Origin of the sequence: Pseudomonas sp. EZ-C24 (assembly GCF_014525325.1) — a bacterium.
GTDB classification, from domain to species: Bacteria; Pseudomonadota; Gammaproteobacteria; order Pseudomonadales; family Pseudomonadaceae; genus Aquipseudomonas; species Aquipseudomonas shirazensis.
On record NZ_JACDIU010000014.1, the window covers coordinates 986747 to 1006637 of the forward strand.

Genomic DNA, 19891 nt, shown 5'->3' on the forward strand with positions numbered 1-19891 from the left:
TGGTCAGGATCAAGCCAGGCGCTGCACCTGGGCCGGGGTGCGGCGCATCAGCACCTTGCCATTGCGCACTGAAACCAGTGCGTAACCCTGGCTGCGGACCATCTCGTAATCATCCGGCGCCGACAGCACCAGCAGATTCGCTGGCCGTCCGACCTCCAGCCCATAGCGCTCGCCAAGATTGAGGGTGCGCGCGCTGTTGTCGGTGATCAGGTCGAGCGAGCGCTGCAGGTCTTCGTAGCCGAGCATGTGGCAGATGTGCAAACCGGCCTCGAGAATGCGCAGAATGTTGCCATTGCCCAGTGGGTACCACGGGTCGACGATCGAGTCCTGGCCAAAGCACACGTTCATCCCGGCGCGGTCGATTTCGGCGACGCGGGTCAGGCCACGGCGTTTGGGGTAGGTGTCGAACCGGCCCTGCAGGTGGATGCTCTCGGTCGGGCAGGAAACAAAGTTTATGCCCGACATTTTCAGCAAGCGGAACAGCTTCGAGCAGTAGGCGTTGTCATACGAACCCATTGCCGTAGTGTGGCTGGCGGTAACCCGCGCACCCATGCCGCGCATGCGTGCTTCCTCGGCCAGCACTTCGAGGAAGCGCGACTGCGGGTCGTCGGTCTCGTCACAATGTACATCGACCAGGCAACCGTTGCGCTCGGCCAGGTCCATCAGGAACTTGATCGACGACACGCCCTGATCACGGGTGTTCTCGAAGTGCGGGATACCGCCCACCACATCCGCGCCCATCGCCACCGCCTCGGTCATCAAGGCGCGACCATTGGCGTACGACTCGATGCCCTCCTGCGGAAACGCGACAATCTGCAGGTCGATCAGGTGGCGCACTTCTTCGCGGACTTCAATCATCGCCTTGAGTGCGGTCAGCTTGGGATCGGTGACGTCGACATGGGTACGCACATGCTGGATGCCGTGATCGACCAGCATGCCGATGGTCTTGCTGGCGCGGGTCTTGGTGTCTTCATGGGTATTGAGCTCTTTGCGCTCGGCCCAGCGCTCGATGCCCTCGAACAAGGTACCGCTCATGTTCCAGTTGGGCTCGCCAGCGGTGAGGGTGGCATCGAGGTGAATATGCGGCTCGATAAAGGGCGGCACCACCAGGTTGTGCTCGGCGTCGATATCACTGGCGTTATTCAGCGCCAGCGGCCCGCTCTGCGCCTGGATCGCAGCGATGCGCTCGCCTTCGAGTTCGATGCGAAACAGCCCGTCCTTGCCACGCAGGCGTGCATTGATGATGTTCATGTTTCTACTCCTTGCCCTGGGCTGCGGTCATGCGCCATATGAGCATAGCGACCGCAGCATTCATACGAAAAAGCGGATCATCGAGTGATTGTCCGCTCAGTTGTTCGATTCTGCCGATGCGTTGATTGATAGTGTTGCGGTGCAGGCCCAAACGCGCGGCGGCCTGCAAGGCGTTGCCGTTGGCGCCCAGCAGGGCATCGAGGGTGTGCAACAACGCATGGGGATGCTTGCGCCCGGTTTCGATCAGGCGACCGAGGGTTTGGCTGACGAAGCTGTCGATCAGGCCGCGGTCGCTGATCCCCTGCAACAGGCGCAGCACGCCCAACTCGCTGAAGTCGCACAGGCCGCTGGCCGGGCGCAGGTGCTGGGCGACGTCGAGCGCCTGACGGGCTTCGTTGAGTGCCTGGCGATAGTGCGCGCAGTCCTCGGCCAGGCAGGACATGCCCAGATATACCCCGGTGTCACCGGCAATAACCCGCAATTGCTGATGCAACTGCCCCAACCCACCGCGCAGGTTCGGCACGTCAGGCAGCAATAGCACGAACAGATCGCCCGGCAACTGTGCCGTGACAGCGCCCGGCTGGGTGCGACACCATGCTTGCAGGCAGTCTTCCAGCGCTTGCTGGCTGGCCTGCCAAAGGCGCTCGGCTTGCTCCGGAGCATGCTGTTCGAATACCTCATCGCCTGCCAGCCGCAGCGCCACCAGCCGCCGCGGCTCGTCCAGCGCCAGCTGCAAGTGCGCGGCGCGTTGCCGGGCGATGGCCAGGCTTGGATAATCGCCGGTCAGCAATTGCCCGATGATGTCATCCCGCGAGCGGCGCGCTTGTGCCATCTGCACCAGCGCCGTACCGATCAAATGGGTCACCACCACCATCTTCAGCGCGTAGGGCTGCTCGATCAAGCTCAGGCCCAGTTGCTCGGCGCGTTCGATCACCTTCGGTGGAATCTGCTGAATGAAGCTGCCACCAGTGAGGATCACCAGACCGGCGATGCCCACCGCGTCGCCATCCTCGACCAGGCTCAGCAGATTGGCCTCGCCGCGCGGGTGATTGATGCCCGTAACGAACACCAGTTCACCGCCCATCACCCATTCGGCAATACCCTCGTTCTCGGCCACGTAGGGCCAGCGCACCCGCCGCTGCAGGTTGCGTTGGCCAGCGCGCACGGTCATCTGTGCAAGCCCGGGCAGGCGCAGAATTTCTTCCAATGCCAGGCTCACGGCTCGACCTGCGCCAGCGCCCGCCGCCGACCGCTCAGCTCAAGCAGGACGATATAGCACAGCGCCGAAGCGCCAATTCCCACCAGCGGCGCGACCCACGGCGAGCTGTAGGCCAACAGCGCACCGACGGCGTAGGCAGTCAGCCCCTTGAGGTTGTAGCGTGGCAACTGAACCGAGGCCAGCGCCGGGTATTTGCCGCGGTGGCGGTACCAGAAATCAGCCATGATCACCCCGCCGACCGGCGGAATGATCGAACCCAGCAGCACCAGAAACGGGATCAGCAGCTCGTACATGCCGCCAATCGCCAAGAGGATGCCCAGCCCCGCCGCGACCAGAGTTGCCGTGCGCCGGCGTTCGCTGCGCAGGAGATGGCAGGCCGCCGCCGAGACGTTGTAGATGGTCGGCCCCTGGATGGTCCACAGGTTCAGGCAGAGCATGATCACTGCAGCGAACGACAAGCCCTGCAGGATCATCACCTCGACGATATCGGCCTGCTGATAGACCATCGCGCACCATGCTCCCGCCACCACCATCAAGCCATTGCCGAGCAGAAAACTGACCACACTGGCGGTCACCGCGACCCGCCCGCTGCGCGACAGGCGCGTCCAGTTGGTGGCTTGAGTCGCACCGCTGGCGAAGGTGCCAAAGACCATGGTCACCGCCGCTGAAAACGTCATCGCCTCGTGCGGCACCACCGCAGCCAGGCCAGCAAAACCACCGGCGTCGCCGGTAGCGATGTACATCGACACCAGCAACAGCACGAACATCAACGGCACCGACACCCGCGACAGCAGGTCCAGGCCCTTGAAGCCAATGATCGCGGTAATGCTGAAACCAAGACCGAACAGCACCATCAGCGGCACAGTGAAGCCCTCAGCCAGGCCCAGGATTTTCACCAGCACGATCGCCACCGTCGCGGTGCCCCAGGCGTACCAGCCCAGCTCGGCGAAACCCAGCAGGAAGTCCGATAGCCGGCTGCCCGCCTCGCCAAAGCAAAAGCGCCCCATCAATACCGTGTTGAGCCCGCTGCGCGAGGCGATGAACGCCAGGCTCGCGGCGTACAACGCCAGCAGTGAGTTGCCGATGGTGGCGATCCACAGCATGTCGACGAAATTGAACGCCATGCCCAGCTTGCCGCCGGCGAACATGGTGCCGGTGAAGAAGGTGAAACTGAACAAAACCATGGCGATCGGCAGCAGGCCCTTGCGGGCTGACTGCGGGGCTTCGGATAACGGGAATTCGCTGGGCGCGCTCATCGATGCTGCTCCGGGTAGTGGATGGAGCAGCTAGAGCAATATGCGGGCCGCTTCGAAGGGGCCGCTGGTCTCGCAAAAAGCGTGCGTCTGCCACAATGATCACTGTGCAGTCAGCACACTTTCTTCAACATGACGGCTTCAGGCGTGTGCTTTATGACTCATCCCAAGGCAACCCTGCACCATTCAGGCGCATTACTATGGGAAGTTGGGAAACGAGCGTTGTGCTGTCCAGCCATTACGAGATGATCTGGAATCAGCAGATCACCAGTGCCAGCAAGTTGGTGTCCGGGGACTGAGTGTTAGCCACGCTGGCGCCGCCCTGGGTAAATATTGTTTATCTACGATCGTCGATTGTCAGGCGATAGCGGCAACGGCAAGATGCCCGCCGAATTGCTCAAACAAGGAACGTCCCCGTGCAAACCTCAGCATCATCGCTGCCCTCAGCGGTAGCCCCTGCGCCGTCACGCTATAACGTCTTCAAGCGTCTTGGCATGCTGGCCCTGGCGCTCATCATCTACCTCGCCGCAAGCGTGCTGGTTGTCCTGCCCGACCCGTCCGCGCCCCTCACCAGCCAGAAGCTGATCAACTCGGTAGGCTATGCCGCGATCGGCCTGTTGGTGCTGCTGTGTTTGCAGTACCGCAAGCAAGGCATCAGGCAGGTGATCCTCGGCCAGCACTGGCGGCGCCCGTTGCTGTTCGGTCTGATCGCCATGGTCGGGACCTACACGCTGTGCGCGCTGCTGATGCACCTTTTGCAGATACCCCGCGAAAGCTTCATGGTGCACTTCTACGACGGCCTAGGCCCGGCGCAGATCGCCCTGCTCTGCCTGACCTTGGTGCTGTTCCCGCCGGTCACCGAAGAGCTGCTGTTCAGGCACTACGTGATGCGCGTGTTTCCGCTGGACAGTGGCCGCTTCTGGCAGTGGACCGCGATCGTGGTCAGCACGTTGGTGTTTGCTGCGCTGCACAACCAGTACGACAACCTGATCACCTTGGTAACGCTGGTTGCCGTCGGTTTGATCCTCGCCATCGCACGTATAGCCAGCGGCGGTTTGCTGGTGCCGGTGTTACTGCATGCCGCGGCGGAGGTGGTGGCGATTTCGATCAATTATCTGCAGATGGATTGACCGCCGGCTGATCGCGCCAGGAAGTCTGAACGTTGAACATATTCGCCGCCTTGACAGGAAACGGCTCTATGTAAATGGCGGCCAGTCCCACATGCTTGATGGACTGGCCGCCGAGGCGCGCTTTCACTCGGCACCAGGCGGAATGCCATCCTTGTTCTTGTCCTTGAGCCGAGCCTTTTCCTCTTCGGTGGAATGAGCCGGCACCTGGCTGTCTTTCTGGTCGTCTTTTGGATCGGTCATCGCAGTTTCCTCAGTGTGTGGTCGTTGGGCAGTCCACGTGCCGAGCAGTTCAGATTGAGCAGCCCAGCCAACTCAATCCATGGACAACGCCACGCCCTTCAGTGCTAACCTGCCGCTTCAAGTCGCCATCACCGGATCAGCCATGAGCTTAAACTGGCACTCAGGACCAATCACCCGCGCCACCCCATTGGACGCTCAGTACCGTAACACCCAGAAGGTCCGCCAATTCCTGATTGCCGAATGCGGCGAAGCCTTCAAATTCGACCGTACGTTCATGGCCTGGATCAAGAGCGGCGCGCCAGCAACCATGGGCGATGTCGCCGACGAGTGGTTGCGTACCCATGCCTGAAGCCAGCCGGCCATAAGGCTGACTGAGCACAACTGCAACATCTCGCCTTCTTCTATCGTGGCGACCATCGAAGCGCAGGGAAGCAAGACATGATGTTATGGAACGCACTACCGCTGACCATGCTGACATTAATCAGCATTCCTACACATGCAGCCGAGAACAACAACCCGTTCCAGGCTGCACTGATGATCACTTCCCTGGCACCCTGCATCATCGTTTCAGGCGCGCTCGCGGGCACTACAGCGATCCCAGATCTGTTCAAAACCGCGAAAAGCGATGCCCTCACCTTCATCGGTTCTGACGGCATCATCCGCGGCGCGCAATTTGAACAAGCATCACGCTATTATCGCTCGACACACAGCGAGCCGATGATGTCCGACATGCAGCTTGCCCAGGTGATCGCCACCTCACTGTGAGATCAAGCACGGCGCTCATTGCGCCTGCTGTAAGGTTACCGTGCTGCCGCCAAGCCCACCGCCGAGTGGGCTTTTTTACGTCTGAATGAAGCTCCGATCACGCCTTCGGCGAGCAAGAAGCATCAACGTGCTCAGTAAAGTATTTGTCAGTTTTGTGTAAACAAAATTGGGCAATTACTTTTAAATGGTTCTCATTTGCGATACCGTTCGACCCCGATTGCATTCTGCCTCTTGAATCCAACCGATCGACAAGGACTGTTCCACGATGCCACGCCCACCGTTCTGCCGTGCCCTGCTCACCCTGGCGCTGATCGCCGCAAGCCCTGTTCAGGCCGAAGAAACCCTCGAGCTAGAGCCGCTGCCTGCCACTGAACTGCAAGCTTCGTTCGTCACCGCTAGCGGCGGCGGCACTGATGTGCGCGATGCCCCGGCCAGCGTCAGTGTCATCACCCGCGAAGAGATCGAGCGCCAGCCGGTGTACGACCTCAACACCCTGCTGCGGCGTATCCCCGGTGTGACCGGCGGCTTTGGCCCGGTGGGCGAGCAGTCGAAGATCAAGCTGCGCGGCCTGGACGACAAGTACACGCTGATTCTGGTGGACGGCAAACGCATCGGCAGCTCCGCCGACACCAACTACCGCCGCGACCTGGGCCGCCAGGACATCAACTGGATCTCGCCGAACATGATCGAGCGGATAGAGATCGTGCGCGGGCCGATGTCGTCGCTGTACGGCTCGGACGCCATGGGCGGCGTCATCAACATCATCACCCGCAAGGTTTCCCGTGAGTGGAGCGGCTCGCTCAACGCCAACACAACCATCCCGGAAGACTCCGACCGCGGCCAGACCAACCAGACCAGCGTCAACCTGTCCGGCCCGATCACCGAATCGCTAGGCCTGCGCCTGGGCGCCAACCTCACCCGGCGGGCGGCCGACGAAGTCGAACCGCGGGTCGATACCCTCGGCGACTTCGTCTACAACGACGGCGCTGGCGGGGCCAAGGACCACAGCGTCAACGCCCTGCTCAACTGGCAAGTCAACGACAACCACCAGCTGTCATTCGAAGCCACCCAAGGCGTGGAGCGCTCCTGGTCGTCGAAAAAGACCTTCGGCGACTGGGACGAAACCATTGGTGAAGGCTTTGGTGCTGCGCGTCTGACCCGAGACAGCTTCATCATCTCGCACAACGCGGACTGGGGCTTTGGCACCTCGCGGATCGACGCCTACCTGAACAAATTCAAGAACGACATCAGCTGGGGCAAGGCCAGCTCCGAGGAAAAGATCGTCGAAGGCAGCCTCAACATCCCGTTCGATCTGCTGATCAACCAGCGCCTCACCGTTGGCGGGCAATGGAAGCGCGAGCAACTGACCAACACCGACACGCTGGGTACCGTCCCCGTCGATTATCAGGGCAAGCCAGTCAGCGGTGCGGACCTTGAGGGCGACTACTCGGCGCTCTTCATCGAAGACGAACTGTTCCTGCTCGACAACCTCTCGCTGACCTTGGGCAACCGCTTCGACCACAGTGACGAATATGGCAACCACAACAGCCCGCGCGCCTACCTTGTCTACCACCCGCACCCGGACTGGACAGTTCGCGGCGGCGTGTCGCGAGGTTTCCGTGCGCCAAGCCTGAAAGAAGGCAGCGCCGGTGCGGCAACCAACTCCGGCGGTCGCGGCTGCACGTCGCTGCGGCCGCTGGGGTACGTCACCGGCGAATGCTGGATGGCCGGCAATCCAAACCTGCGCCCGGAAATCAGCACCAACAAAGAAATCGGCGTGTCCTTTGACCACGACGGCTGGGAAGCAGGCCTCACCTACTTCCACACCGACTTCAAGGACAAGATCGAATACGCCCCGCTGGGCAACTTCCAGGGCCGTTGGTGGACCATGCTGGAAAACGCCGACAAGGCCCGCACCCGCGGCTGGGAAGGCAGTAGCAGAGTCCCCCTGTGGGAAAATGCCAGCTGGCGCACCAACGCCACCTACATGCTCGAAAGCCGCAACCTGTCGACCGGCCGCGACCTGATCAGCGCGCCTAAACTGTCGCTGTTCAGCGCCATCGACTGGCAGATCAGCGACCGCATCGGCACCGAGCTGTCGGCGCAGCATGTGGGCAAGCAGCGCGGTTTGGGCACTGACTTCGTCAAGTCGTACACCACCTACGACTTGAGCGCCAACTGGGCGGCGACCAACTGGCTGTCACTCAATGCCGGCGTGCAAAACCTGCTCGATGAAGACCCGCGGGATGAGTCGACCAGCTTTTACGTACCGGGTCGGGCGTACTTTGTCGGGATGACGACTTACTTCTGAAGCATGCCTGCTTTCAAACAGGTGGGTGGCAGCTATACGCGGGTTGACAGACCGAGGATGAGGGAACTCGGCGCACACGAGGTGCCCCACGTACAGCCGCCATAAGCGAGCACGTGATTCACTCATCAGTACAGCCTGTCAAAGCCGGTCGCAGCATTTGCGGCGACGGCATGAGGCTAGATGCGCTGAGGTTGGCCTGTAAGAGCTTAAAGGCGCTGGGAATATGTTTGGGAAATGAACTACAGGGAAGCGGAAAAATCTGCCTTTGGACATGATTTGACGCGGTCTGAAACAGGTTTTATTGTCCGATAATACGTTGTTTCCAAAAGCCTCTGAGGCACTGATGCTTCCTGACTCAGCATTCTATACAGCACGCGGAAGACGCATAGCTCGGCTGCGTGGCAAAGTTGGGCTGTGCATGGTCGCAGCACTCTCCTTCCTCGCCGGCATGACTGACGCAGTCGGGTTCACCGCAACAGGTGATTTCGTATCCTTCATGAGCGGCAATACCACTCGCCTTGCGGTTTCAATTGGTGAGCGGGACTACAGCTCCATCCTCACCATCAGCACTCTGATCGGCGCGTTCATCGCTGGCAATGCCATCGGCGTGATCGTCACGCGCCTGATCGACCGCCGCTCCTGGCCGTTGCTGCTTTGCGTAGGCACCCTGCTCTGCCTGGCAGGCTTGACCCCTATACCGCGGTTGTCACTGGTGTGCACTGTCATAGCCATGGGCATGATCAATGCCGTGGTCGAGGAAGTGAATGGTTTGCCGATCGGGCTGACTTACGTCACCGGCGCCCTGTCACGCTTCGGCCGCGGGCTTGGCCGGTGGTTGATGGGTGAGCGCAAGCCGGGCTGGCGGGTGCAGCTTGTGCCTTGGATGGGAATGCTGCTGGGAGCAGTTGCCGGCGCGCTGCTGCAGGGGTATCTCGGGATCACGGCTTTTGTAATCAACGGGCTTCTGGTGTTTGCACTCGCCGCGTCCTCGCTAGCCATCCCACGTCGCTGGCAGCGGAACTACATGCCCAGGTAGCTCCAGAGTTTCAACAAGACGATGTTTAACCCGCGGCCTCTACGCCCTATGGCGGGACACGCATCAGAACAGAATGCAGCCCATCACAATTTAGAATTGCTAGGGACACCTGACTCGTTTAATGCTTCCACTATTGAGGCTATAGGAGGAAGCCACATACAGCGTTACCACCTGAGCTCTCTCAGCGAGGAAGCCTTCGCACCTAAAGCCGCATGAAACGTTTGTCGTGAAACAAATGTTCTCATTCCTTACCTTGTAGAGATCACGCGGCCAAGAGCGGCAGTCGTCCTTGCCTCCGAGCGGACATGACATCTGTTCAATTTCGCCAGCAGCCACGATCTCAGAGCCGGGAAGCTGCCTCATGTCCCCGAAAGCAAAGACTTGAGCGCTTGCGAGGCTGATCAACAGCGAAGCGCAAAACCGGATGAAAGATATGCAGTGTCGTTTTTGACTTTGCTCATCAACTTTTGTCATGAAGCTCAGCCGGCCAAGCGCTCATGAACCACATGATTCCTGGAATCATCACGTAGACCCAATACGTGCTTGGGTAAATGCAGATACCGACAGCCCAGACGGCAAGCAACGTTCCGCCCGCTCGCCGACGTCGCCGCGGCGTCAACCACTCCTGAAACGCTTTATGCCTCTCCCGCCAGCCCATTACCACTCTCCTTGTTTGGTAAGCGGAAGGATATCATCCCCCAAGCGATAAGTGCCTCCCCCGCACAGGCGGCGCCTGCATGCCCGCCAAAAGGTGATGACCATGTACGCTTTGGGCCACATTAACCCAGAGGGCACTGCTGCTGTGCATGGTCGCAGCGCTCTCGCTCCTCGTTGCCGGTGCACTGCTGCAGGGGTATCTCGGTATCACCGCTTTTGTGATCAAAAGGCTGTAGGCCAGTCATCGCGGCATAACCACAGCGATGACTGGCTGCACCCAGCACTTGGCTGGCAGGCTGATTAGCCCACGGGCAACTCTCCCGTCACGATCGCGGTAACGATAAAGATGCCGAACAGCGGCAGCGACCATTTGAAGAACTCTTTCTGATATTGCCCGAAGGTCATCTCGGTCCGGTTCATCAGCAGGAACAACCAGGCTACCGTAGGGCTGGCATAACGCAGCGCCTGCCCCATGAACGAGGCAACACCAATTTCAGTAGGAGTGATGCCGAACTGGTAGGCAATCGGCGCTACTACCGGCAGGATGCCGAAATAATAGGCGTCCACTGGCAATGCGTAGCAGGCGATCGCCCCCAGGAAGGCGAACATCAGGGCGGTATGACTGCCCATTGATTCGGGGATCAGACCCGCGATGCTTTGCGCGACCGCAGCAGCCATGCCACTGCCGTTGAAGATGCCGAGAAAACAGCCTGCCGCCATGATGATCGACGCAACTGCGATGGCATCGCCACCGTTGGCAGTGATACGGTCACGTTGCTCGGTGGCGCTGTAGTTCACCGCCAGAGCGATGGCGGTGCCGAGCATGAATACGATTGCCCCACTCGCCCAGCCTGCCAGCAGGGTGACCAGCATGCCGATGGTCAGGGCCAGGTTGAACAGAAACAGTTTAGGCCGCTTGAACTCACGGTCGTTCTCCTCGATCACCGTGACCATTTCCTCAATCTGCTGCGGCGTGACGATGGCCCGCTCGCCCGGTATGAAACCTAGCCGAACGCGCTCCTTGCGCCCCATCAGATAGGCCATGAAAAACACATAAATGAATGACACGCCAAGGATCGGCAAAATTGCCACGAACAGCGTGTTCACCTCCACGTTGAGCACTGCGGCAGCACGCGCCAACGGCCCGCCCCAGGGCAGGCAGTTGCCAAGTCCGCAAGGGAGAATGATGAGCATGGCCAAGTTCGACAACTTCAAGCCCATTTGTCTGTAAAGCGGCAGGAAGGCGCTGGTGATGATCAATATGGTAGTGGTGCCATCACCATCGAGGGTTACCACGGAAGAAGTGAAAGCCGTGACCAGGATGATCTTCAATGGATCGCCATTGGCCTTGCGGATCAGGTATGTGCATAACGGATCGAACAGACCCACATTCATCATCAGGCTGAAGTAAAGAACTGCGAACAGGATCATCACCGTCGGGTTGACGGTCCCCAGCGACACCTTGCCTTCTGCGTTGACGGTGTAAAACAGGCCTTCCCTTACCCAGGTGACCAGCGTATCGAACGGCACACCGGAGGCCATGCACGCCAGCGCACCGACAATAAGCGAAACGACGATCAGCCCGGTGAAAGGGGAAAGCTTTTGCTTGATAACGAGGATCAGGAACGAAACGATCAACAAATAGCCGAGAGCGGTAAGCATTCGGGCATCTCCCAATTTTATTCTTATAGTGCGGAAACGGTGTATCAGTAGAGCCTCTTGGACTCCCTTGAATGCATCAGCGCCCGATCAGGAGTTCAGTCACCCAGGCCGGCGCGAGCTCTGGCAGCGGCTGACCGTTAGCCCTACGACGGGCGTAATCATCGATGACCTCGCGCCGCTTGGCCTCATAAGCATCCTTTTTCTCCGAAGCCTGCAAGACTTCGAGCAGGCGGCCACGAGGAACGACAGTGACACCGTCGTAATCGCCGAAGACCAAGTCGCCTGGAGTGACCTCTATCCCGGCACAGTGCACTGGTGCGTTGATCTTGCCGGGGCCCTGCTTGGCCGGGCTACGTTGCATGAATCCCTTGGCGTAGACCGGAATGTCCAGCTCAGCCAGCGGCACTTTGTCACGTACGCAGCCGTCGATCACCAGACCGCTGAGGCCAACTGCCTGGGCAGCGCCAGCCATCAGATCACCGATGTAGGCACGACCGCGATAGCCCTTGCCAGCCACCACCAGCACGTACCCTGGCCGGCCTTGGTAAATGGCAACATGGATAGGGAAATTGTCACCGTCTTCGGTATCCACCGTGTAGGCGGTGCCGAGCATGATCTTGCTTTCATCAAGCGGCATCAGATCGCTGTCCATGCAGCCATTACGTGCAATACCAAGGCTTTGCATGCCATCGCAAAGCTGGGCGGGGCTGAGTTTGCGAAAGCGCTCGAGGATGTCCTGCGGGATGGGTTCAGGCAGAGCAAAATACTGTTCAGTGTTCATGATCGACAATCCTCAAGAGTGGCGGGCGAGATGGGCAATGGCGTCGCGATAATTCATGTCGCTGCCACCCGGCCCTAGCAGGCTGGCCCAGTCGCTCAGAGCAAGCTTCTGTAGTTGACCGCGGGTGGCCGTGGACATGGTGGAATCGACGCCGGCCGCTTCGAGCGTCGCCACTACATCGTCGAGTTCAGCACCGCGGCGCTTCGCATGGATCAAGGTCCGAGCGGTGAAGGTATTGGCGAGTTGCTCTACCGTTTTGCCGTTCAGTGAGTCAGCCAAGGATTCGACCAAGGTATCAAGCACGCCGAAACGCTCGGCCGCCAGGAAGGATTCCAGAAACAGTTGCGGCAAGCCTTTCATCACCACGCTTTTGAGCATCTTGATGGCCGAAGCAGAGCCGGGCTCGGCGTCCAGCACAGTCAGCCGCATACCGTGCGGCGTGAAAGCCTGCTCAAACGCCTGGGCGGCGCTCCCGGCCAGCAGCATCGGGACACGGTGGGCGTTACCCGGTACGGTACCCATCACCGCGACGTCGCAGAAGTCAACGCCGGCAGCCCGCGCTAATCGATCGATAGCCTGTTTGACAGTGGGGGCTGCCGAGTTCATATCGATGTAGTGCTGCCCGCTCTGGAGCAGCGGCATGATCCGCTCGGCCAGTGCAAGGGCGCTGCTGGCGCTGGTCAAACATGCGATGAAGCGCGCTTCTCGGCAGGCCTCTTCCAGGGTGTCATACAGCGTCACCTGCGCCTGCTCGGCACGTTGTTGAATCAGCGGGCCAGCCTTTGGGTCGTCTCTATAGGCGTCATATGCGCCTATACGCATTCCCCCTTGCTGCCCCAGGCCGCTGGCCAGGTGGAACGCGGCTTCGCCGAAACCGATAAAGATCAGGTCCATGAACACATTGCCTCTTATTGGATTTATTTCCTTGAGGTAGAGCAAGTCATGTGCCACGCGCGGCGACGTCGGCTTCACATAAAATAAAATCTTTTAGTATCAATTAATTAGCGCATGCTCGATCACCTGACCTTTGCCAGGAGGCAACAGAGGGATAACCTGCTCATTGCAGTTAATTTCATTTCCTGAACAACAATGAAATATAAGGAAACCGCATGAAACACGAGGTCTACTTGGCTGAGCAGCGGATTCCTACAAACGGAATCGCCGTCATCACGCCGTCCACCACCATGACCCGGGTAATGAACAGCATCCTGCGAGCGCGCCAGCTTTCGCTGCCCGTTGTGGAGGCGGCCCAGACCGATGCGATCAAGACTGCTCGGCAGCTGATTGACGAAGGTGCTGAGGTGCTGATCAGTCGAGGCAAGACCGCAAGCATGCTTCGCGAACACTTTCGCGTGCCGGTCGTGGAGGTCAGGCATACCTTTTTCGATTGCATCAATGCTTACGAAAAGGCTTCACGCCTGTCATCGAAAATTGCTTTTTTGGCCACCTCAGAGGGCTACGCAAGAATCCTGGAAAAGTCCCGTCCATTCTTGCCCGATGCTTCAATCTGCTTTATCGACCCTCTGAGCAGCTTGCAAAACACCGACTCGGTACTCGACAACCTGCAGACGCAGGGTATCGAAGTAGCCATAGGTGGACTGTCACTCGAGGAACCGGTGAAATCGCGGGGCATGCACTATGTCATGTCCGATACCGACAGTGACGCAGCAGCAGAAGCGATCGACGAGGCCTTGCACCTTTTGCAGGTGCAGGAGGAAAGAAGACAGCAGCGACAGGAACTGCAACACCGATACGAGATGATCCAGTCAATTCTGGATTGCGTGTCTGAAGGCATCTTCAGCGTCGATGGTTCGGGCGTGGTAACCAGGATGAATAATGTCGCCCGAACCTACTTGAGTGCAGTCAGCTGCGGAGACGCCGTTACCCAACTACCGCTAAGCAATTACTTCACTCAGGCGCTCCGCCATGGCAAACCAGTGCGTGGCGCGTTGATCGACATAGGCCGACTTTCGCTGACACTGAGCATTGCCCCCATCGTGCTTGAGGGAGAGATAATCGGCGCCGTCGCCACCCTGCAAAACCAGACGGATATCAAAGCGATCGAGCAGAAGATGCGTCGCGCGTTGGCAGGCCGCCACCTGGCCGAAAGCAGCTTCGACGACATCATCGGCAACAGCGCCGCCTTGCTGAAAGCCAAGGCCCTGGCTGCGACCTTTGCAGGAGTGGACAGCACCCTGATGATTGAAGGTGAAACCGGCACCGGCAAAGAGTTGTTCGCGCAGAGTATCCACAATGCCTCACCACGCCGCAGCGGTCCCTTCGTGGCCATCAACTGTGCAGCCTTCGCGCCCAGCGTCCTGGAGAGCGAGTTATTCGGCTACGTGAAGGGCGCATTCACTGGAGCGGCGGCGGAGGGCCGGGCAGGAGTGTTCGAGCTCGCCCATACCGGCACTCTGTTTCTAGACGAAATCAGCGAAACCTCTACGGACATCCAGTTAAAGCTACTTCGAACTCTGCAGGAGCGGAAAGTGATCCGTTTGGGGGACGACAAGGTCACGCCGGTGGATATCCGCATTATCACCGCGAGCAACAAACCGCTGCCGGCGTTGATTGCCCAAGGGCTGTTCCGTGAGGACTTCTACTACCGGATCTGCGTGTTGAGGCTCAGGTTGCCTCCTCTGCGCGAGCGTCGAGAGGACATCCCTGCCCTAGCCCGCCACATTCTCAAAGGTAGCGCCAGCGACCTACTGAAAACGACGCCGAAGCTTATCGCCAGGCTTTGCGATCACCACTGGCCAGGTAATGTACGACAGCTAGGCAACATCGTCGAACGCCTTAGCGTGATGAGTAAGTGCAGCACGTTGCTTCCGGACTGGCTGGACGAGGCGCTTGACGATCTTTCGCCGGCAGCCATCAATCCTGCTGGTGAAAGTGTGTCAAAGCTGCCGAACGAGCGAGACATTTTATTCGCCGCACTGACCAATGCTGGCGGCAACCGAAGAATCGCAGCCGAGCACCTGGGCATCAGCACCACCACGCTGTGGCGCAGGATGAAGAAATTCCTCGATCAGGATCCAGGCTGCTTCGATGCAGCCCGATACTCCTGATGCTTCCTGCATTGGGAGCGAATTCGGCGGATCAATCTAAATCACCCGCAGGACGTTAACCTTGAACACACTCCTGTAGCCACTGACAAACGCAAGCCATTCGGCGTCCGTCCAGTTGGACCTGCGCTTGACCTGCCGCAAGTCATGACGGCTTGCGGTCATTGCGGTGAAGCGTTTACCGCTGCGGCTGTGGAGCTGGCCAGCATGGAGTCAGCCCTCCTCCACCAGTATCGCTGACCATCAGTCTTTGAAATGCAAAAAGCCCAGCGCGGTGCTGGGCTCTGTCGACTTAATCCAAAGGATCAGATGATCACTTAAGCCCCAATACGGAGATTATTCCCAGGGATGCTTTTGATATATGTAACGTTTTACAGTGGGTGAACCTGACAAATCCGGCGGCCCTTGCCTATTCACGCTCCGAAAGGGCGGATTCTGTACGTAACGGGCGCGATCCTCTGAACGATTTTTATCGGCTTGATCTTGTTGATCACCTTGATAGTTACCTTTATCAGCCGGCATGCTTACCAGCCTATCACTATCGATCCCATATCTATCTCTGGACATACGCACCTCTCAACGCTCAGAAATTCTGAGCTGAATCGAGTATGCGCCTATTCAAAATATGGAATTTTTCTATTAGACCGCCGGGCCAACTGAAAGCGGAAGGTATAGCCTGTCGCACATCCAGCGTGGATGAAAGGCCAGTATCGCGCCACTACAGCGCGGTCGTAGCGTTGTGCCTCCCAATGAGCCGCCCCGGTCCGTTGCCGGAAAGCCCATGGACTGGGGCAATTTAGGAGATAAGGAACACCTGCAAATCCCGGACAAACAATTTGCCCCTACATCATCGTTCACCACCCGTTACGATGAGCTCAAGGCCATTGGCTCTGGATACGCACTGATCCTGGAACTGGTGACCGGGAAGAAGCTGAGCAGTGCCTGATCCACAAGCTTGAGAAGCTGCGCAGCGAGGCAACATTTGCGCCCAGCTTGCCCTGGTTTCGCTTCAATCAGGATTCACGACCTGAAGCATACCTTCGGCATACGCCTGAAGGCAGCTGGCGTGACAGAGGAAGATCGGAAGTCGCTACTTGGCCACAAGAACGGGAGCGTGACCAGCCACTACTCCGGCGCTGAGCTGGGGCAGTTGATAGAGGCGGCAAACAAGGTTTCAGCAACGGACTCGCGTGGGCCGGTGCTGACAATTTTGAAAAGGAGGCAGGCTTGAAAATGGAGAAGTCACGCAAACGTCACGCAAATGAAAAAGGCCACTCCTTGCGGAAATGGCCTAAGTCATTGGGATTATTTGGTCGGGACGGAGTGATTCGAACACTCGACCCCTTGCACCCCATGCAAGTGCGCTACCGGGCTGCGCTACGCCCCGAACTGCTCTCAATACTGCTGAGAACGGTACAAAATCTACCCTAACCTTTTGATTAATGAAAGCTTTTTTTCGAAAAACTTTCCATTCGTCGGATCAGGTTATTTCTTCAACACCACCAGCACATCTTCCAACTCGACAATCATCTGCCGAATCATCTGCTTATACTGCGTCGTGTCGTCCTTGGCTTCATCACTGGACATGCGCAAGCGCGCACCGCCGATGGTGAAGCCTTGGTCGTACAGTAACGCGCGGATCTGGCGGATCATCAGTACGTCTTGGCGCTGATAATACCGGCGGTTGCCGCGGCGTTTGACGGGGTTGAGCTGGGGAAACTCCTGCTCCCAGTAGCGCAGCACGTGCGGTTTTACCGCACAGAGCTCGCTGACTTCACCAATGGTGAAGTAGCGTTTGCCCGGGATGGGGGGCAGCTCGTCGTTATGACTTGGTTCCAGCATAGGCCTCAACCCGGGCTTTCAATTTCTGCCCTGGACGAAAGGTGACGACGCGGCGTGCGGTGATCGGGATTTCTTCCCCGGTTTTGGGGTTGCGGCCCGGCCGTTGGCGTTTGTCGCGAAGGTCAAAGTTGCCGAATCCGGACAACTTGACCTGCTCGTTATCTTCAAGCGCGTGGCGGATCTCTTCGAAAAACAACTCGACGAGTTCCTTCGCCTCTCGCTTGTTAAGCCCAAGCTCCTCGTACAGCCTCTCGGCCATCTCAGCTTTCGTCAGAGCACCCATGCCGTTATTTCCTTAACGTGGTGTTCAACCTTTGTTCGAGCGAGGTGAGGATCAACTGCAGGGTGGCATTCACCTCATCGTCATTAAGAGTGCGCGATGGATGCTGCCAGGTCAAGCCGACCGCGAGGCTTTTTCTATCAGGATCAATGCCTTTACCCTGGTAGACGTCAAACAGCCTGAGGTCTGTGAGCCATTCGCCTGCATTGTCACGAATTGCTTCAAGGACGTCGCTGGCGGCCACATCACGGCCGGCAATCAGGGCCAGGTCGCGGCGGGTTTCAGGGAACTTGGACAGTTCGCTGAATTTCGGCAGGCAACCTTCGACCACTTCTTCCAGGATCAGCTCGAAGACGAACACCGGGCGATCCAGGTCGAGTGTCTTGGCCAGCTCTGGGTGCAGAGCACCGAGGTAGCCGACTTCCTTGCCGTCGCGTTCGATACGGGCGGTCTGGCCTGGGTGCAGGGCTGGGTGCTTGCCCGCGACGAACTTGAACTCACCGAGCGCGCCGGAGTAACCCAGCACCGCTTCAACGTCGGCTTTGACGTCGAAGAAGTCAATGCCATCGCGTGGGTTGGCCCAGCCTTCTGGCAAGCGGGTACCGGTGACGACGCCGGCGAGCATCGGCTGCTGCTTGAGGTCGCCGAGTTGGCCGACAAAGCGTTGGCCGCTCTCGAACAGGCGCACGCGGTCTTGCTGGCGGTTAAGGTTGTGCTGCAGCGCTTTGACCAGGCCGGGCCACAACGAGGCGCGCATGGCGGCCATGTCGTTGGAGATCGGGTTGGCCAGCAGCAGCGGCTCGACGCCAGGGCTGAACAGCTCGAACAGTTTCGGGTCGATGAAGCTGTAGGTGATTGCTTCCTGATAACCGCGAGCTACCAGCAGGCGGCGCAGGGTTGGCAGCTCACCGCGGGCTTCCGGCGCGCCTTTGGGGGCGAGACGGGCTTGCGGATAGCGCACTGGCAGGTGGTTGTAGCCATACAGACGGGCCAGTTCTTCGATCAGGTCGACTTCAAGACTGATATCGAAGCGGTGGCTTGGCACTTGTACCGTCCACTGCCCTGCCCCATCGGCGCTGGTGGTCAGCTCGAGGGCGTTGAGCAGTTGCTCGACCTGGGCTGGGTCCATGTCCATGCCGAGCATCTGGCTGATGCGTTCGGCGCGCAGAATGATCGGCGCAACTTTCGGCAGGTGCTGCTCGCTGACTGCTTCGACGATCGGGCCGGCTTCGCCGCCGACGATTTCCAGCAGCAGCGCGGTCGCGCGCTCCATGGCTTCGCGAGCCAATTGCGAGTCGACGCCGCGCTCGTAGCGGTGTGAGGCATCGGTGTGCAGACCATAGGAACGGGCCTTGCCAGCGACGGAAATCGGCTCGAAGAAGGCGCTCTCAAGGAACAGATCGCGGGTCTTCTCGGTATTCACGCCGCTGTGCTCGCCACCCATGACGCCGGCAATGGCCAGGGCCCGGGTGTGGTCGGCGATGACCAGGGTGTCGCTACGCAGGGCGACTTCCTGACCGTCGAGCAGGACCAGCTTCTCGCCTTCCTCGGCCATCCGCACGCGGATGCCACCGTTGATTTCGGCGAGGTCGAAGGCGTGCATCGGCTGGCCGAGCTCGAGCATCACGTAGTTGGTGATGTCGACTGCAGCGTCGATGCTGCGCACGTCGCTGCGGCGCAGGCGCTCTACCAGCCACAGCGGGCTTGGCTTGGCCAGGTCGACGTTGCGGATCACGCGGCCGAGGTAACGCGGGCACGCGGCCGGGGCCGAGACTTCAACCGAGCGCACTTCGTCGTGGCTGGCGGCAACGGCCGGCACGTCGATGCGGGTAACCGGCACGTCGTACAGGGCGCTGACATCGCGCGCCATACCGGCCACCGAGAGGCAGTCGCCACGGTTCGGGGTCAGGCCGATTTCGATGCTGGCGTCGTCGAGATTGAGGTATTCACGGATGTCCTGACCAACCGGCGCATCGGCGGCCAGTTCAAGCAGGCCGTCGTTTTCTTCGCTGATCTGCAACTCGGCAGCCGAGCACAGCATGCCGTTGGATTCAACGCCACGCAGTTTGGCCTTTTTGATCTTGAAGTCGCCTGGCAGCTCGGCTCCGATCATGGCGAAGGGGATCTTCAGGCCCGGGCGCACGTTAGGCGCGCCGCAGACGACTTGGAAGGTCTCCTGGCCGTTGCTGACCTGGCACACACGCAGCTTGTCGGCATCCGGGTGCTGCTCGGTGCTGAGCACTTCGCCGACGATGATACCGCTGAACTGGCCAGCCGCCGGCGTGACGCTGTCGACTTCGAGGCCGGCCATGGACAGACGAGCAACCAGCTCGTCGCGGGAGACTTGCGGGTTTACCCAACCGCGCAGCCACTGTTCACTGAATTTCATGCTGTTCTCC

At 59.3% G+C, this 19891-nt stretch carries 16 protein-coding genes, 1 tRNA gene and 1 pseudogene; 8 read left to right on the forward strand and 10 right to left on the reverse strand.

Translation table 11 applies throughout. The annotated features are described in order from the left end of the window. Positions 1–9: 9 nt before the first annotated feature. The 3 genes from codA to codB are packed head-to-tail and all read right to left on the reverse strand — an operon-like array spanning position 10 to position 3726. Positions 10–1251, reverse strand: a complete 1242-nt coding sequence (codA, locus tag IDM28_RS13820) for a cytosine deaminase (RefSeq protein ID WP_150568922.1) — start codon at positions 1249–1251, stop codon at positions 10–12. A 4-nt stretch (positions 1252–1255) separates the two neighbouring features. Then, positions 1256–2470 (reverse strand): PucR family transcriptional regulator, encoded by a 1215-nt coding sequence (locus tag IDM28_RS13825; protein WP_188036248.1) that lies wholly within the window; start codon positions 2468–2470, stop codon positions 1256–1258. After that, positions 2467–3726, reverse strand: a complete 1260-nt coding sequence (codB, locus tag IDM28_RS13830; protein ID WP_101320374.1) for a cytosine permease — start codon at positions 3724–3726, stop codon at positions 2467–2469. Before codB ends, IDM28_RS13825 begins: the two co-directional genes overlap by 4 nt. Positions 3727–4139: 413 nt before the next feature. Between codB and IDM28_RS24045 the strand changes: the two genes are divergently transcribed. The 5 genes from IDM28_RS24045 (at position 4140) to IDM28_RS13855 (ending at position 9205) form a co-directional block, all read left to right on the forward strand. Beyond that, positions 4140–4853: a CPBP family intramembrane glutamic endopeptidase gene (locus tag IDM28_RS24045; protein WP_188036249.1), complete on the forward strand. Its 714-nt coding sequence runs from the start codon at positions 4140–4142 to the stop codon at positions 4851–4853. 382 nt (positions 4854–5235) lie between these two features. Next, the gene (locus IDM28_RS13840) at positions 5236–5442 is read left to right on the forward strand and encodes a DUF6434 domain-containing protein (RefSeq protein WP_101320380.1); all 207 of its coding nucleotides are present in this window, start codon (positions 5236–5238) and stop codon (positions 5440–5442) included. Between the two features lie 89 nt (positions 5443–5531). Beyond that, complete coding sequence (locus tag IDM28_RS13845; RefSeq protein ID WP_150571764.1) at positions 5532–5858, forward strand: DUF2388 domain-containing protein; 327 nt, start codon at positions 5532–5534, stop codon at positions 5856–5858. A 265-nt stretch (positions 5859–6123) separates the two neighbouring features. Then, complete coding sequence (locus IDM28_RS13850) at positions 6124–8169, forward strand: TonB-dependent receptor domain-containing protein (RefSeq protein WP_188036250.1); 2046 nt, start codon at positions 6124–6126, stop codon at positions 8167–8169. 343 nt (positions 8170–8512) lie between these two features. Beyond that, complete coding sequence (locus tag IDM28_RS13855) at positions 8513–9205, forward strand: YoaK family protein (protein ID WP_188036380.1); 693 nt, start codon at positions 8513–8515, stop codon at positions 9203–9205. A gap of 957 nt (positions 9206–10162) precedes the next feature. Here the strand turns inward: IDM28_RS13855 and IDM28_RS13860 are convergent. The 3 genes from IDM28_RS13860 to IDM28_RS13870 form a co-directional block, all read right to left on the reverse strand. Further along, on the reverse strand, positions 10163–11524 hold the full coding sequence (locus tag IDM28_RS13860) for a CitMHS family transporter (protein ID WP_150571761.1): 1362 nt from the start codon (positions 11522–11524) through the stop codon (positions 10163–10165). Between the two features lie 76 nt (positions 11525–11600). Further along, positions 11601–12305: an RraA family protein gene (locus tag IDM28_RS13865; protein WP_101320390.1), complete on the reverse strand. Its 705-nt coding sequence runs from the start codon at positions 12303–12305 to the stop codon at positions 11601–11603. 12 nt (positions 12306–12317) lie between these two features. Continuing rightward, positions 12318–13244, reverse strand: a complete 927-nt coding sequence (locus IDM28_RS13870; protein ID WP_223175920.1) for a DUF1932 domain-containing protein — start codon at positions 13242–13244, stop codon at positions 12318–12320. 170 nt (positions 13245–13414) lie between these two features. On the opposite strand from IDM28_RS13870, the gene IDM28_RS13875 reads away from it, so the two are divergent. From IDM28_RS13875 to IDM28_RS13885, 3 genes and pseudogenes are all read left to right on the forward strand, one after another. Beyond that, positions 13415–15373, forward strand: coding sequence for a sigma 54-interacting transcriptional regulator (locus tag IDM28_RS13875; RefSeq protein WP_188036251.1), 1959 nt, complete (start codon positions 13415–13417; stop codon positions 15371–15373). 778 nt (positions 15374–16151) lie between these two features. Then, positions 16152–16316, forward strand: coding sequence for a hypothetical protein (locus IDM28_RS13880; RefSeq protein WP_188036252.1), 165 nt, complete (start codon positions 16152–16154; stop codon positions 16314–16316). Between the two features lie 30 nt (positions 16317–16346). After that, positions 16347–16601: pseudogene (locus IDM28_RS13885) on the forward strand (site-specific integrase); the annotation flags it as partial. A 79-nt stretch (positions 16602–16680) separates the two neighbouring features. On the opposite strand, the gene IDM28_RS13890 reads toward IDM28_RS13885, so the two are convergent. The 4 genes from IDM28_RS13890 to pheT all read right to left on the reverse strand — a co-directional run bounded on the left by IDM28_RS13890 (position 16681) and on the right by pheT (position 19881). Continuing rightward, a tRNA-Pro gene (locus tag IDM28_RS13890) sits at positions 16681–16757 on the reverse strand. A gap of 98 nt (positions 16758–16855) precedes the next feature. Continuing rightward, entirely contained in the window at positions 16856–17212 is a 357-nt protein-coding gene (locus IDM28_RS13895) for a MerR family transcriptional regulator (RefSeq protein WP_101320614.1), read from the reverse strand. Then, on the reverse strand, positions 17193–17495 hold the full coding sequence (gene ihfA, locus IDM28_RS13900; protein ID WP_002553164.1) for an integration host factor subunit alpha: 303 nt from the start codon (positions 17493–17495) through the stop codon (positions 17193–17195). Before ihfA ends, IDM28_RS13895 begins: the two co-directional genes overlap by 20 nt. Positions 17496–17499: 4 nt before the next feature. Continuing rightward, positions 17500–19881 (reverse strand): phenylalanine--tRNA ligase subunit beta, encoded by a 2382-nt coding sequence (pheT, locus tag IDM28_RS13905; protein ID WP_181106747.1) that lies wholly within the window; start codon positions 19879–19881, stop codon positions 17500–17502. Between the last annotated feature and the right edge of the window lie 10 nt (positions 19882–19891).

Excerpts from the sequence above, each read along its gene's own strand:
- IDM28_RS13850 (WP_188036250.1), top strand. The coding sequence starts at position 6,124 with ATGCCACGCCCACCGTTCTGCCGTGCCCTGCTCACCCTGGCGCTGATC.
- IDM28_RS13875 (WP_188036251.1), top strand. The coding sequence starts at position 13,415 with ATGAAACACGAGGTCTACTTGGCTGAGCAGCGGATTCCTACAAACGGA.
- IDM28_RS13840 (WP_101320380.1), top strand. The coding sequence starts at position 5,236 with ATGAGCTTAAACTGGCACTCAGGACCAATCACCCGCGCCACCCCATTG.
- codA (WP_150568922.1), bottom strand. The coding sequence starts at position 1,251 with ATGAACATCATCAATGCACGCCTGCGTGGCAAGGACGGGCTGTTTCGC.
- pheT (WP_181106747.1), bottom strand. The coding sequence starts at position 19,881 with ATGAAATTCAGTGAACAGTGGCTGCGCGGTTGGGTAAACCCGCAAGTC.
- IDM28_RS13845 (WP_150571764.1), top strand. The coding sequence starts at position 5,532 with ATGATGTTATGGAACGCACTACCGCTGACCATGCTGACATTAATCAGC.
- IDM28_RS13860 (WP_150571761.1), bottom strand. The coding sequence starts at position 11,524 with ATGCTTACCGCTCTCGGCTATTTGTTGATCGTTTCGTTCCTGATCCTC.
- codB (WP_101320374.1), bottom strand. The coding sequence starts at position 3,726 with ATGAGCGCGCCCAGCGAATTCCCGTTATCCGAAGCCCCGCAGTCAGCC.
- IDM28_RS13855 (WP_188036380.1), top strand. The coding sequence starts at position 8,513 with ATGCTTCCTGACTCAGCATTCTATACAGCACGCGGAAGACGCATAGCT.
- IDM28_RS13865 (WP_101320390.1), bottom strand. The coding sequence starts at position 12,305 with ATGAACACTGAACAGTATTTTGCTCTGCCTGAACCCATCCCGCAGGAC.
- IDM28_RS13880 (WP_188036252.1), top strand. The coding sequence starts at position 16,152 with ATGGACTGGGGCAATTTAGGAGATAAGGAACACCTGCAAATCCCGGAC.
- IDM28_RS13895 (WP_101320614.1), bottom strand. The coding sequence starts at position 17,212 with ATGCTGGAACCAAGTCATAACGACGAGCTGCCCCCCATCCCGGGCAAA.
- ihfA (WP_002553164.1), bottom strand. The coding sequence starts at position 17,495 with ATGGGTGCTCTGACGAAAGCTGAGATGGCCGAGAGGCTGTACGAGGAG.